General features: G+C 71.5%; 6 protein-coding genes and 1 pseudogene. 3 read left to right on the forward strand and 4 right to left on the reverse strand.

All coding sequences use genetic code 11. The features are described from left to right. Positions 1-43: 43 nt before the first annotated feature. Entirely contained in the window at positions 44-457 is a 414-nt protein-coding gene (locus IT347_01095) for a hypothetical protein (GenBank protein ID MCC6348172.1), read from the reverse strand. 359 nt (positions 458-816) lie between these two features. On the opposite strand from IT347_01095, the gene IT347_01100 reads away from it, so the two are divergent. After that, positions 817-1,320 (forward strand): hypothetical protein, encoded by a 504-nt coding sequence (locus IT347_01100; GenBank protein ID MCC6348173.1) that lies wholly within the window; start codon positions 817-819, stop codon positions 1,318-1,320. Between the two features lies 1 nt (position 1,321). Next, positions 1,322-3,292 (forward strand): hypothetical protein, encoded by a 1,971-nt coding sequence (locus tag IT347_01105; GenBank protein ID MCC6348174.1) that lies wholly within the window; start codon positions 1,322-1,324, stop codon positions 3,290-3,292. A 127-nt stretch (positions 3,293-3,419) separates the two neighbouring features. Here IT347_01105 and glnS read toward each other — a convergent pair whose 3' ends face one another. Then, the gene (glnS, locus tag IT347_01110) at positions 3,420-5,252 is read right to left on the reverse strand and encodes a glutamine--tRNA ligase (protein MCC6348175.1); all 1,833 of its coding nucleotides are present in this window, start codon (positions 5,250-5,252) and stop codon (positions 3,420-3,422) included. A gap of 263 nt (positions 5,253-5,515) precedes the next feature. Between glnS and IT347_01115 the strand changes: the two genes are divergently transcribed. Beyond that, positions 5,516-8,953, forward strand: a complete 3,438-nt coding sequence (locus IT347_01115; protein MCC6348176.1) for a hypothetical protein — start codon at positions 5,516-5,518, stop codon at positions 8,951-8,953. A 987-nt stretch (positions 8,954-9,940) separates the two neighbouring features. On the opposite strand, the pseudogene IT347_01120 reads toward IT347_01115, so the two are convergent. Both IT347_01120 and fdhF read right to left on the reverse strand, forming a co-directional pair. After that, positions 9,941-11,791, reverse strand: a pseudogene (locus IT347_01120) (NAD(P)H-dependent oxidoreductase subunit E). Further along, positions 11,791-13,722 carry a formate dehydrogenase subunit alpha gene (fdhF, locus tag IT347_01125; GenBank protein ID MCC6348177.1) on the reverse strand — a complete coding sequence of 644 codons (1,932 nt, stop codon included), beginning with the start codon at positions 13,720-13,722 and terminating at the stop codon, positions 11,791-11,793. Before fdhF ends, IT347_01120 begins: the two are co-directional and overlap by 1 nt. Positions 13,723-13,818: the final 96 nt, after the last annotated feature.

Genomic DNA, 13,818 nt, shown 5'->3' on the forward strand with positions numbered 1-13,818 from the left:
GACTCCGCCCCGGTTCGTCGTCCGGCCGCGGCCGACACCGGCATCAATCGCCGATCGCCGCGGCGGCGCGCTCGGCGTCGGCGGCGCGCACGTACAGCACGTAGCCGAAGTAGCCGTGCCCGTCGGTGACCGCGTTGGAGGCGTACACCTCGATGCCCGAGTGGTGAAGCCGCTTGTGCAGCCGCGCGAGGATTCCCAGTTCGTCGTCCCCCTGGACGAGCAGGGCGTGGTGCGGCCCGTCGAGCGCGAGGCCGGCGGCGCGCGAGGTCTCGACGAGGCGGGCGGGCTCCTCGGGGAAGAGCGTGAACTGCGTGCTGTCGGGGCCGATGGGCAGCGAGTTCAGGGCGAGCAGGTTCACGCCCTGGGCGGCGAGGTGCGAGAGCACGGCGAACGCTTCGTCGGGCTCGCCGCGCACCGTCGCGTAGAAGTACTGCACCCTGCGAACGTTCGTGGCCATGAGTTCCTCGCGGTCGAATCCTCGGCGGCGAAACCCGCGGCTGCACTCTACCCCCGGCCGGAGGTCCGCGCGCGCCGGGAAGGCGGATATTTTTCCCTTGCGCCCCGCCGGACTTTCGACATGATGGCCCCGCGTTCGAGACAGGGGCGTCAGCCTTGCCTGCCGAAGGACGCTTGCGACGCGTAGCCGAATCCGTGGGCGCGCCCCGAGATCGCGGGCCCCGTATCGTGGTCGCGTCGTGAAGGCGCCGACGTGCCCGACGGGGGCACAGTACCGGCCGTGCACGCCATGGAGGCGTTGGCTGGCGAAGTGGTCCGCGGGCAGGCCGGACACGGAAAACCCAGGGAAGGGAGTCCGAGATGACGATTCGACCGGGAATCCGCCACGGATGGGCGGCCTTCACCGGCTCGGCGATGCTGGTGTTGTTCGCCACCGCCGCGCCCGCTTCTACGCCGAACCCGGCGCACGGGCCCGCGAGGGCCGCGCGCCATGCGACGCGGCCGTCCGCCGGCGCCACGAAGCCGGAGCAGTCCGCCGCGCCGGCCCGGCCTTCCACGCCGGCCCCCGCGCCGGGATCCATCGGCCTGATGGCGTTCCTGGATCCGGAAACCGGGATGCTCACGGGACCGATCGGCGACCTCGTTCCGCCCGCCGACCAGCGCGCCGCCGCCCAGAACGTGCTGCTGATTCCGGTTCAGCGGCCCAACGGCGCGTGGCTGCTCGACCTCAAGGGCACGATGATGGAGCACTACGTGCTCCAGATCGACGCGCTCGGCAACCGCCGGGTGCTGTGCGTCCAGGATGGGCAGCGACTGCCCGCCCTGCTCCCCTTCATTCCGGCGCCGGTCGGGGAGGAGCGCTGACATGCTCCGACCGCGACTCACGCTCGCGCTTCTCGGCGTCGCCCTGCTCGCCGCCGCCCCGCTCGCCCATGCGCTTCCGGGCAAGATCGTCATCAAGAACCTCGACAGCCCGGGCGAGGGCTTCAACGCCTTGACGCCGGCGGCTCCCGTCGGCGGCAACTCGGGCACCACGGTGGGCCAGCAGCGGCTGAACGTCTTCCAGCACGCGGCGGACATCTGGGGCCTGATCCTGATGAACCCCGACACGATCTACGTCAACGCCAACTTCGATTCGCTGACGTGCACTCCGACCAGCGCGGTCCTCGGCAGCGCCGGTCCGAAGTACCTGGACCGGGACGATCCCGCCTACCCGTTCGCGGGAACCTGGTACCACATCGCGCTCGGCGAGAAGCTCGCGGGGACGAGATTCGTGACGGGGGGCGACGGCGAGATCAACGCGCGCTTCAACTCGGAGCTGGACGGCGACCCCAACTGTCTCGGCGGCAACACCTGGTACTACGGCTTCGACGGCAACGAAGGCTCGCAGGTCGAACTGCTGCCGGTCGTGCTGCACGAGCTGGCGCACGGGCTCGGCTTCAGCACCACGACCAACGGCGCTTCCGGCGCGTTCAACAGCGGCTTTCCGGGCGTCTGGGATCACTTCCTCTACGACTCGACGACCGGCCGGGTGTGGGCGAATCCGGCCGAGTCGAACGCGAACCGGCAGGCGAACGCCATCAGCGGCGACCGGCTCTCGTGGAGCGGCGCGGCCGGGCGCTACGGCGTCACGCACCGGCCGCTGGCGCGGCGGCCGCAGCTGACGATCAACACGCCCGTCGTGCCCGGGGTGGACTCGCTCGGCATCGCCGAGTTCAGCGCCCCGCTCACGAGCGGCGGCGTGACCGGCAACGTGGTGCTGGTGGTGGACGGCTCCTCGCCCGTCAACGACGGCTGCTCGCCGCTCGTCAACGGCGCCGCCGTCTCGGGCAACATCGCAATCGTGGATCGCGGTGTGTGCGGCTTCGCCACCAAGGCGCAGAACGCGCAGAACGCCGGGGCGACGGCGCTCATCATCGTCAACAACACGGCGGGAATCCTGAACCCGGGCGGCAGCGCCCCGGGCATCACGATTCCGGTGATCAGCGTGACGCTGGCGGACGGCATCGCGCTCAAGAACGCGATTTCGGGCGGACTGAACGTCAAGATCGCCGCCGACCCGGTGCTCTACGCGGGGGCCGACGGCTCGCAACGCCCGCTGATGTACGCGCCCAATCCCTACCAGGGCGGCTCGTCCGTCTCGCACTTCGACGTCAGCACCCTGCCGAACGCGCTCATGGAGCCGGCGATCAACACCAGCCTCAGCTCGGACGTGGACCTGACGACGCACGTCTTCGTGGACATCGGCTGGCTGCCGATGGCGGTGCCGACGGCGCTGACGACGTTCTCCGCGGAGGACCGCGAGGAAGGCGTGCTGCTGCAGTGGCGCTTCGCGGACGGATCCGACGTCGCGACGACGACTCTGGAACGCGCGTCCTCTGAGATCGGACCGTGGACGGCGCTCGAGGCGGCGATCTACACCCGGGACGGTCTTTCGGCCTCGCTCGACGGCAGCGCCGAAGCCGGGCACACGTATTACTACCGCCTGCGCGTCGCGGACGCGGGCGGTCGGGAAACCACCTGGGGCATGGCGACGGCGTTTCACTCGGGCCTTCCGGCCGGGCCCGCCACGCTGTTCGCGCCCAGCCCGAACCCGACACCGACCGGCACGACGCTCGCGTTCCGGCTGCCGCGGCCCGAGTTCGTCCGCCTCGAGATCGTGGATGCCAGCGGCCGTCGTCTGACCACCTTGCAACAGGGCATGCTCGAGCCGGGTGATCACCAGCGCTGGTGGGACGGAACCGCCGAGGGCCGCCCGGTTCCTCCGGGACTTTATTTCGCGACGCTGCGCACCTCGGAGGGCAGGTCCGCGCAGCGAATCGCGGTCATCCGCTGACCGGGCGATCGCCGCGGCCGGCTCGAGGGGAAAGCCGCCCGTATCCGGGCGGCTTTCCTTTTTTTCACGCGACGGGGTCGCGCGCCTGCCGGGTGCGGTCGGGGAGACCGGCCCGCGTGAGGTGCCGTCAGGCCTTCGTCCGCTTCTCGATCCGGGCCCAGGCGTCCTTGAGCGTCACCGTGCGGTTGAAGACGGGAGCGCCCGGCCGCGAGTCCGGGTCGGGAAAGAAGTACCCGACACGCTCGAACTGCAGCGCGGTGCCGGCCGTCACGTCGGCGAGCGCGCCCTCGAGCCGGCAGCCGGTCAGCACCTCGAGCGAGCCCGGGTTCACGCCCGACACGAAGTCCTCGCCCGCCGGGGTCTCCTCGGGGTTCTCCTGCGGGAAGAGCGGTTCGTAGAGGCGCACCTCCGCGCTCACCGCGTGCGCGGCCGAGACCCAGTGGATCGTCGCCTTCACCTTGCGGCCGTCGGGGGCGTTCCCGCTGCGCGTCTGCGGATCGTACGTGGCCCGGACCTCGATCACCTCGCCGGTGGCCGGATCCTTCACGACTCCCGTGCAACGGATGAGGTAGGCGGCCCGCAGGCGCACCTCGCCGCCGGGCGTGAGGCGGAAGTATTTCGGCGGCGGCACCTCGCGGAAGTCGTCCTGTTCGATCCAGAGTTCGCCCGAGAACGGCACCTGCCGAACGCCGGAGTCGGGGTCCTCCGGGTTGTTCGCCGCCTCGAACTGCTCGACCCGGCCCGCGGGCCAGTTCTCGATCACGACCTTGAGGGGGCGCAGCACCGCCATCCGGCGCACGGCGCGCCGGTTGAGTTCCTCGCGCACGCAGTGCTCGAGCAGCGCCAGCTCGACGCGGTTTTCGCGGCGCGCGACCCCGACGCGGTCCACGAAGTCCCGGAGCGCGGCGGCCGGATAACCGCGGCGGCGCATCGCGGCGATCGTCGGCATGCGCGGATCGTCCCAGCCGCGGACCACGCCCTCCTGAACGAGACGCAGCAGCTTGCGCTTGCTCATCACCGTGTGCGTGACGTTGAGGCGCGCGAACTCGTACTGGTGCGGCAGCGGACGGGGCAGGTCGAGCGCCTCGAGCAGCCAGTCGTAGAGCGGACGGTGGGGAACGAACTCGAGCGTGCAGATGCTGTGCGTGACGCCCTCGATGTAGTCCGACAGGCCGTGCGCGAAGTCGTACATGGGGTAGATGCACCAGGCGTCGCCCGTCTGGTGGTGGGCGGCGTGGCGGATGCGGTACAGGACGGGATCGCGCAGCCAGACGTTCGGCGCCGCCATGTCGATCCGGGCGCGAAGCGTGCGGGCTCCGTCGGGGAACTCGCCGGCGCGCATGCGCGTGAACAGATCGAGGCTTTCGGCGGTCGAACGGTCGCGCCAGCGGCTCGGTTCGCCCGGTTCACCCGGCGCGCCCCGCATGCGGTCCACCTCCTCGGCGGTGTGGTCGCAGACGTACGCGCGGCCCGACTCGATGAGGCGCACGGCCAGGGCGTACAGCGGCTCGAAGTAATCCGAGGCGTAGAACGGCTCGAGCGCCTCGCCGCGATGGTCGCGCGGCAGGACCGGCGGCTGGAAGTAGTCCGCGCGTCCCGACACGGTTCGCGTCACGGGCACCGCGTGCACGGGCTTGAGGCCGAGGTGCGCATCCGCCCAGCCGGCGATCAGCCAGCGGACGTCGGCGAGGATGGACTCCACGTACTCGACCTCTTCCTTCGCCGGATTGGTGTCGTCCATGCGCAGGTTGCACTGCCCGCCGAACTGCAGGGCGATGCCGAAGTTGAGGCAGATGGCCTTGGCGTGGCCGATGTGCAGATAGCCGTTCGGCTCCGGCGGGAAACGCGTGACGATCCCGGAGTGAGTCCCCCGGGCGAGGTCCGCCTTGACGATCTCGCGGATGAAGTCCTCGCGTCCGGGCGCGGGCGCGTCGGGTTGGACGGCAGGGGAGTCGTTCATCCCGGCAAGAAACGACAGGAGTCCCCCGGCTGTCCAGTGGGCGGCGGGCGCCGTCCGCGTTCCCGGCTGCCGGTGGCGGCCGCGGCATTCGCGGACGGGGGATCACGCGGGGCGCCTCCACGTCCCGCGGAGGCATCACGTCCGCGACTCCGAGCCCTCGAGCGAATCGCTTCGGCCCGCCCCATGCGCTACGATTGTGCGGTGTGACGGGCGGGTCCTCGCACCGTTCCGCGGACGCCGGCTCCGGAAATCACCTCCTGCTCATGCCTCCACGCCACTCCATCACGCTCGCCGCGCTCGCGATCCTCGCCGGCGCCGCGCTGGGTCCGGGGCCCTCCCGAGCCAGCGGAATGCCGGTCTGCACGGCGGTCGGCCGGCAGTGGGACGCCCGGATCGTTCCCAATCCGGCGGGCGGAGCCTGGCTGGCGTGGCTCGACGGCCGCTCGGGATATTCGACGGATGTCTACGGCTGCCGGCTCGACGGCTCGGGAGCCCCTTCCACGGGCGGCGCCGACCAGGGCACGCCGCTGACCTGGGTGACGTGCCTCAAGCGCGACTTCACCCTCATCGCCGACGGAACGGGCGGAACGATCGCGGCATGGTCCGACCATCGTTGCGTGAGCGAGTTCGGATACGACATCTATCTCCTGCGGCTCGGATCCGACGGCCTGCCCGCGGCAGGCTGGCCGGTGAACGGAACCGCGGTGACCGCCATTCCCGGCTGGCAGCTCCGGCCGGCGCTCGCCCCCGACGGAGCGGGCGGGGCGTTCGTCGTGTGGGTGGACGACGCGTTCGATCCGGGACGACTGCGCGCACACCATGTGCTGCCGACCGGCTCGCTCGATCCGGCATGGCCGGCGACCGGCGTGCTCCTTTCGAGCGCGGTCGCCGACTCGACCACGCCCGCCGTCGGCCCCGATGGCGCGGGGGGCTTCTACGTGGCATGGGATGACGAGCGGGACGGAGACGTGGACATCCGCCTGCAGCGCCTGACCGCGGCGGGATCTCCGGCCGGAGGGTGGCCCGCGGATGGGGTCGGCGCGTGCACGTGGCCGAACGACCAGCATCTCGCCGCGCTCGTGCCCGGGATCGCGGGCGCGACTCTGGCCTGGGAGGATCGCCGCGGTCCGGCCCAGCAGGTCTACGTTTGCCGCTTCCTGCCCGGCGGCGCTCGCGCGCCCGGATGGCCGGCGGGTGGCCGGGCGGCCGCGCCCGGCGGCGTCGCCCAGTCGGGAGTGGTCGCCCTTCGATCCGATGTCGGCGGACTCCGCCTGGTCTGGAACGAGGACCGTGGCGGGGGCGGCGGGCAGGACTTGTACGCCCAGCGGCTGGATTCGACCGGAACCGTCTACCCGGGCTGGCCTGCGGGCGGCGCGCCGGTGTGCACGGCCGCGGGGCGGCAGTTCGAACCCTCGCTCAGCGCCGACGCCGCGGGCGGAATGTTCGTGGCCTGGAGCGACGAGCGTGACTCGGCGGTGACGGGCACCGACGTCTATGTCGCGCGGCTCGATGCCTCCGGAGCTGTCGCGGCGGGCTGGCCGCTCGACGGAGCGGCGCTCAGCACCGACGCGGGCGAACAGCGGGAGCCGCGTCTCGCGGGAAACGGTGGTGGTGGAGCCTTCGCGCTCTGGTCCGACGGCCGAAACTCGGCCACCAGCGACGAGGATCTGGCGACACGCGTCGTCACCCCGGGCGGACCCGTCTCGGGCCTGCCTTCCGGACTCACGGCCATTCACCGCAACGGTCAGACGTTTCTCCGCTGGGGAGCGCCTCCCGGCATGGGATGGCGCTTCGACGTCTACGTTTCCCCCGGCCCGATCCAGTCGCCCGCCGACCTCGCGGCCGCGACCCGGCTCGGCAGCGTCGGTGATTCCGCGGCCTGCGACCGCAGATTCTCGGTGCTCGCCGGGGGCGTGCATGGCTACCGGATCGATCCCGGGGCGGGCGATCTGGCCCCCGGGGACGGTCTGTTCGTGAGGACCGTCCAGGTTCCGGGCAGCTCCTGGTATGCGGTCACCTCGACACCCGGCGCGTTCGCCGAGGACCGCACGATCGTCCCGGGCGGGAACGCGCTCACGACTCCGGTGACCGAATCGCCGGGGGTTCCGCAACCCGTCCTCCAGCGGACGCTGCAGGCCATGGGTCGGGACGTGGAGGTCTGGACGCTGTGGACCTGGGACCAGGACGAGCCGGGCTTCCCCGCCATGGCCGGTGTTCCGGGGCTCGCCTTCGATTTCGGGCTGGTGCGCGGCGCGCCCGCACAGGCGCCGCTCGTCGTCGGCTTCCACGCGCGCCGGGGAAGTTTTCTCGACGCGGTCGGAGGCGCCTTCCTTCCCGGAGAATGGGTGCTCGCCCCCGACGACGCGCTGCCCAACGGCGAGAACACGTTCTGGTTCGGATACTCCCCCGCCTACGACGTGAACTCGGAGAACAACACGCCGCCCGATTCGGGAATCGTCGTGGGCTACACCGCGCGGCGCGTGGACTGGACGCTCGACTGGGTACGGCGCTCCTTTGGGATCGACACGACGCGCGTCTTCACGTACGGCTATTCGATGGGAGGCATGGGCAGCTCGCAGCTGGCGTTCCGCAGCCCCGGAAAGATCGCCGGGCTCATGTCCGTGATCGGGCAGTTCGACTATTCGTTCCTCGACGATCCCCAGCCCGACTGCTGGTTCAATCCCGGCGGATTCTTCCGCACCTTCACCGATCAGCTCTGGGGCACCGTCGCGACCGACCTTCCCACCGCCGAGGGTCCGCCGGTCTACCAACTCCTGAACGAAACGCGCATCGCCGACGACCTTCAGATCCGGGACCTTCCACCCATGCTGATCTTCAACGGCCGCAAGGACGTGAACGTCGGCTGGGCCGAGAAGACCCGCTTCTGGCAGGCGATGCAGAGCCGCCGCCGCGGCGGGTACTTCTTCTGGGACGATCGCGTTCACGGGAGCGAGGGCGCGCTCTGGAGCCCCATGCAGGATCCGTCGTACCTCGACCGATTCCGGACCAACCGAAGTTTCCCGGCGCTGTCGAACAGCGACCTCGACGGCGATCCGGGGGACGGCTCGCCCGCGAGCGGGGACACGCTCGGAACGCTGAACGGTGCGTTCGAGTGGGACATCCCATCCGAGACCCCGGTCGGCTGGCAGGCGACGCTCACGCTGCGAACGCTCACCCTCACCACGGGAACGATTCCAGCCCCGGAGTCCGCGCTCGTGGACGTGACCCCGAGGCGTCTGCAGGCCTTTTCCGTGGCGCCGTCCGGGATCGTGCCGTTTCGGGTCGTGCGTGTTTCCGACGAAGCCGTGGTCGCTTCCGGGTTCGTGACGGCGGACAGCCTGGGCGTGGTCACGGTTCCCGCCGTGAGGGTTTACCGCACGGGCTCGCGGCTCGAGCTGGGCGCCCCCGCCGTCGCCTCCGTCGCGCCGGGCGGCGGCCGGCCGGGGCTGCGTCTCAGCTGCGCTTCTCCCGCCCGCGAGGGCTCCGTGGACGCCGTGGTGCAGTGGCCGGCGGCGGGAGAGGCCCGGCTCGAGCTGCTCGACGTGATGGGACGCGTCACGCTCTCGCTGTTCCGCGGTCGCGTCGAGGCGGGTTCCGCCCGCTACCGGACGGCGCGCGGGTCGGTGGCGCCCGGCGTGTACTTCCTCGACGCCCGCAATGGCGGCGGGCGGATCACCCGACGCATCGTCGTGCTGCGCTGAGCTTCAGTCCTTCGACCGGCCCTCGCGCGGCTGGACGAACTGCCAGCCGAAGCGGCCCTTCACGCACAGGTTGCCCTGCGTGATCGGGCTGTCGAACGGCGAGGTGGCCTTCACGAGCCGGCCGTCCTGCTCGTGCATCTGGACCGGGCAGCCGACGCCGCAGTAGGCGCAGATGGTCTCGGTCACGGTCTGCTCCCCGGGCCGCCACTGGCCGGCCGCGCGCAGGTCGAACTCGGTCTTCACCATGAGCGCGCCGGTCGGGCAGACGGCGATGCAGTTGCCGCAGTACACGCACGCTGACTCGGGCAGCGGGACGTTGAGCTCGGTCGAGATGCGCGCGTCGAAGCCGCGACCGGCGACCGCGATGGCGAACGTGTTCTGGTGATCCTCGCCGCACGCCTCCACGCACTTGTAGCAGAGCACGCACTTGGCGTAGTCGCGAACGTAGAGGTCGTTGTCCAGCTTGACGGGCTGCGCGACCGTCGCCGCCGAGTCTCCGGTCGTGGGTTCGTGGTGTCCGGACACGCTCGTGTCGCGATCGCCGGCCGCGGCCGCGGGCCCGAAGCGCGCCGGATCGCAGCCGTACTCGTGCTGCAGTTGCGCGAGCCCGGGCGCCGTGGACAGGTCCACCGACGAGCCGAGCAGCTCGAGCACCAGGCGGCGCGAATGGCGCACCCGCTCGGAGTTCGTGTGCACGACCATGCCGGGCTCGACCTCGCGCGAGCAGCCCGGAACGAGCACACGCGCGCCTTCCACCTCGACGACGCACAGGCGGCAGGCGTTGGCCTGCCGGAGCGTCGCGAGATAGCAGAGCGTCGGGACTTCGATCCCGAGGCGGCGGCTGGCTTCGAGCAGCGTCGTGCCGCGCGGCACCTCGAGCGTGCGTCCGTCGATCGTCAGGCTCACCCCCGACGCGGCGGCGGACGATTCCGGCTGGCGGAGGGGAGCCTTCCGGGGCGCAGGGGCCACCGAGGCGGGCGCGGGCCCGAAGAGCGCGAACTTGCGCAGCGCCGACTCGACGGCCGAGTAGGCGGTCTGTCCGAGGCCGCAGATGGAAGCGTCCCGCATGTGCGAGCCGACCTCGTCGATCCTCGACAGCTCGTCGTGCGCCGATCCGCGGGCGCAACCGCGGGCGAGACGCTGCAGCGCCTCCTCCTGCCGGACGGTCCCGACGCGGCACGGCACGCACTGTCCGCAGGACTCGTCGCGGAAGAACGAGGCGATGCGCAGGACGATGTCGCGCAGATCCACCGAATCGTCGAACACCATCACCACGCCCGAGCCCAGCGTCGCGCCCGCCGCGCGCGCGCCTTCGAGCGACAGCGGCAGGTCCAGCTCGCCCGGCGTCAGGAACGTGCCCGCGGCGCCGCCCAGCAGCACGGCTTGCAGTTTCCGCCCCTGCGGCACCCCGCCGGCGCGCGCGAGCAGCTCCCGCAGCGTCGTGCCCATCGTCACTTCGTAGACTCCGGGGACGCTCACGTTGCCGCTCAGGCAGAAGAGCCGGGTGCCGGTGGACTGCGCGGTGCCCCGCGCGGCGAAGGCCGCTCCTCCGGAGAGCACGATCGCGGGCACGTTGGCGAGCGTCTCGACGTTGTTCACGACGGTGGGGCGGCCGAAGAGCCCGTGTTCGACGGGGAAGGGCGGCTTGCTCCGGGGCTCGCCCCGGCGGCCCTCGATGGATTCGAAGAGCGCGGTCTCCTCGCCGCAAATGTAGGCGCCCGAGCCGCGGCGGACCTCGACGTCGAACGAGAAGCCGGAGCCGGCGATGTTCCCGCCCAGCCAGCCCGCGGAACGAGCCTGAGCGAGCGCGTTCGACATGCGGTCGAACGCCAGCGGGTACTCGGCCCGCACGTACAGCCAGCCCTTCGTGCAGCCGGCGGCGAAGGCCGCGATGGTCATGGACTCGACGATGGCGAACGGATCCGCGCACAGCAGCACGCTGTCCTTGAACGTGCCGGGCTCGGATTCGTCGGCGTTGCAGACGAGGTGCCGGATGCCGTCGCCCTGCGCGCGCACGGCCGCCCACTTGCGTGCGGTGGGAAAGGCGGCTCCACCCCGGCCCACCAGGCCCGACGCCTCCACTTCGCGGATGACGGCGGCGGCGCCCATGGAGAGGGCGCGGGGCAGCGCCGTGTAGCCGCCCGCGCTTCGGTAGGCTTCGAGACTCGCGGGGTCCACCACGCCGGCTCTGCGCAGCAGGACGAGCGACGGGTCTCCGCGCTGCGGGATGGCCGGGAAGGCGCCCTCGTCCGCGGCCCGTGAGGCGTCGGCGAGCATGGCCTCCACCGACGGTGCGGTGATTCCGCCGATCAGGAACTCGCGCGGCGACGGACCGGCTTCCGTGTACAGCGCGACCGGACCCGCGTCGCAATGGCCGAGGCAGGGTGAGCGCATCCAGCCGGAGGCGGCGGTCGCGTCGCCGTGGGGCAGGGGCGGCCCGGCCTCGCGCTCGAGCCGCTCGCACAATCCGCCGGCCCCGCGAGCGCGACAGCCGATGTCGTCGCACACGTGCACGACACGCCGCGGTCGCGGGGAGGTCGAAAGCAACGCGTAGAACGTGGCGACGGACCACGCCTCGGCGGGAGGGACGCCGAGCCGCTCGCAGACGTAGTTGAGCCCGCCCGCGCTCACCCAGCCCGCGCGCGACTGCAGCACCTGCAGCGCGGGCAGAAGGAGCGTGCGCTGCTCGCGCAGTTCGCGGCCGCCGTGCGCGATCCGCGTGTCCCTCGCGGCACGGCGTTCGCCGCCGTCCCAGCCGGAGCGCGGGGGGCCCAGCACGGCGTCCACCGCGGCACGTTCCTCGGCGGTGGGGTTCGCGTCCAGAAGACGAATGTCCATCAGGAACGCACTCCCGTCGCGGCCGCCACGGGTTCGATCCGCACGGCGCAGGCCTTGAACTCGGCGGTGCCCGACTTCGGGTCCGCCGCGTCGATCGTCAGCTGGTTCGTGCCGACGTCGTCCGGGAAGTGGAAGGTCATGAAGACCAGCCCCGGCCGGAGGCCCGCGTCCACCCGCGCCGGGGCCACGACCTCGCCTCGGCGCGAACGGACGCGCACCGGGTCGCCATCGGCGATCCCGAAACGGGCGGCGTCCTCGGGCGAGAGTTCGAGCGCCTCGCCGCGATGAAGGGGAGAATCGTAGGCGCCCGACTGGACGCCGGTGTTGTACGACTCGAGCCGGCGGCCGGTCGTGAGGAGCAGAGGAAACTCCTCGTCCGGCTTCTCGAAGGTTCCGACCCACTCGACGCACGAGAACGGCGCCCGCCGCCCGCCCACGGGCTGCTCCCAGAGCCGCGAGTGCAGGAAGGTCGTGCCGGGGTGCGACTCGTCCGGGCACGGCCATTGGATTCCCTTCAGCTCGTCGAGCCGCGCGTAGCTCATGCCACCCGCGAACTCGGGCGCGACGGTGCGAAGTTCGTTCCACACCTCCTCGGCGGTCGGAGAGCCGAGGTCGGTCCCGAACCGGCGCGCGAGCTCGGACAGGATCCACAGCTCGTCCCGCGCGCCCTCGGGCGGGTCCACCGCGCGGCGCACCCGCTGCACGCGCCTCTCGCTGTTGGTGACCGTGCCTTCGCCCTCCACCCAGGTCGCGGCCGCAGGAAGCACGACGGTGGCGAGCTCGGCGGTGCGCGTCATGAAGATTTCCTGCACGACGAGGTGGTCGAGGCCTTCGAGGAGCCCGGTGACATGGGTGGAATCCGCGTCCGACTGGGCGGGGTTCTCGCCGATCACCAGCAGGGACCGGAGTTCGCCGCGTTCCATGGCGCGAAGCATCTCGGTCAGGTTCCAGCCGTGGCGCGCCGGGATCTTGACCCCCCAGAGCCGCTCGAAGCGCTCGTGGACGGCCGGCTCGAGGATGTCCTGGAAACCGGGGAGGCGGTTCGGGATGGCTCCCATGTCGCCGCCGCCCTGCACGTTGTTCTGCCCGCGCAGCGGATTGCAGCCGCTGCCCCAGCGCCCGACGTGACCCGTGAGGAGCGCGAGGTTGATCAGCGCGAGCACGTTGTCCACCGCGTCGTGGTGCTCGGTGATCCCGAGCGTCCAGCAGATCATCGCCTTGTCGGCGGCGGCCAGCGCGAGCGCCGCCTCGCGGATGGCGTCGGCCGGCACTCCGGTCGCGCGCTCCGCGAACTCCAGCGTGTACGGCTGAACGCTTTCCCGATACGCCTCGAAGCCGCTGGTCGCGCGCTCGATGAACTCGCGGTGATGCCGCCCGACGGCGATGATCTCGCGGGCCATGGCGTTCGCGAGGGCGATATCGCTGCCCACGTCCAGACCGAGCCAGCGATCGGCCCAGCGGGCGGACGAGGTCCGCCGGGGGTCCACGACGTACAGTCGGGTCCCGCGATGGATGCCCTTGAGGAGGTGGTGGAACCAGATGGGGTGCGATTCGCGCGCGTTCGAGCCCCAGAGGAAGACGACGTCCGTCTCCTCCACCTCACGGTAGGAGTTCGTCCCGCCACCCGCTCCGAAGACCGTCGCCAGACCGACGACGCTGGGCGCGTGTCAGGTCCGGTTGCAGCTGTCGATGTTGTGCGTGCCGAACGCGACCCGGGCCAGCTTCTGGGCCAGGTAGTTCACCTCGTTCGTCGACTTCGAGCAGCTGAAGATCCCGAGGGCGTCGGCGCCATGGGCGTCGTGGACGCGGCGGAACCCGGCGGCGGCGCGATCCAGCGCCTCGTCCCAGGAAGCGGGGCGAAGGCGGCCGTTCTCGCGGACGAGGGGCTGGGTGAGGCGGGCGTTCGGACGGAAGGTCCTGCGTGCGGGCATCGCGAGTCTCCTTCGGTCATCACGGAACACGAACCGTCGGCAGGATGAACGAGCCTGTCTCCGCTGGCAAGGTCGCCGGGGCCGGACGAGCGCCTG

This window comes from Candidatus Eisenbacteria bacterium (genome assembly GCA_020847735.1).
Taxonomy (GTDB): Bacteria; Eisenbacteria; RBG-16-71-46; order RBG-16-71-46; family RBG-16-71-46; genus CAIXRL01.

Coding starts and splice junctions, on each gene's coding strand:
- IT347_01105 (MCC6348174.1), top strand. CDS start 1,322: ATGCTCCGACCGCGACTCACGCTCGCGCTTCTCGGCGTCGCCCTGCTC.
- IT347_01115 (MCC6348176.1), top strand. CDS start 5,516: ATGCCTCCACGCCACTCCATCACGCTCGCCGCGCTCGCGATCCTCGCC.
- IT347_01100 (MCC6348173.1), top strand. CDS start 817: ATGACGATTCGACCGGGAATCCGCCACGGATGGGCGGCCTTCACCGGC.
- IT347_01095 (MCC6348172.1), bottom strand. CDS start 457: ATGGCCACGAACGTTCGCAGGGTGCAGTACTTCTACGCGACGGTGCGC.
- glnS (MCC6348175.1), bottom strand. CDS start 5,252: ATGAACGACTCCCCTGCCGTCCAACCCGACGCGCCCGCGCCCGGACGC.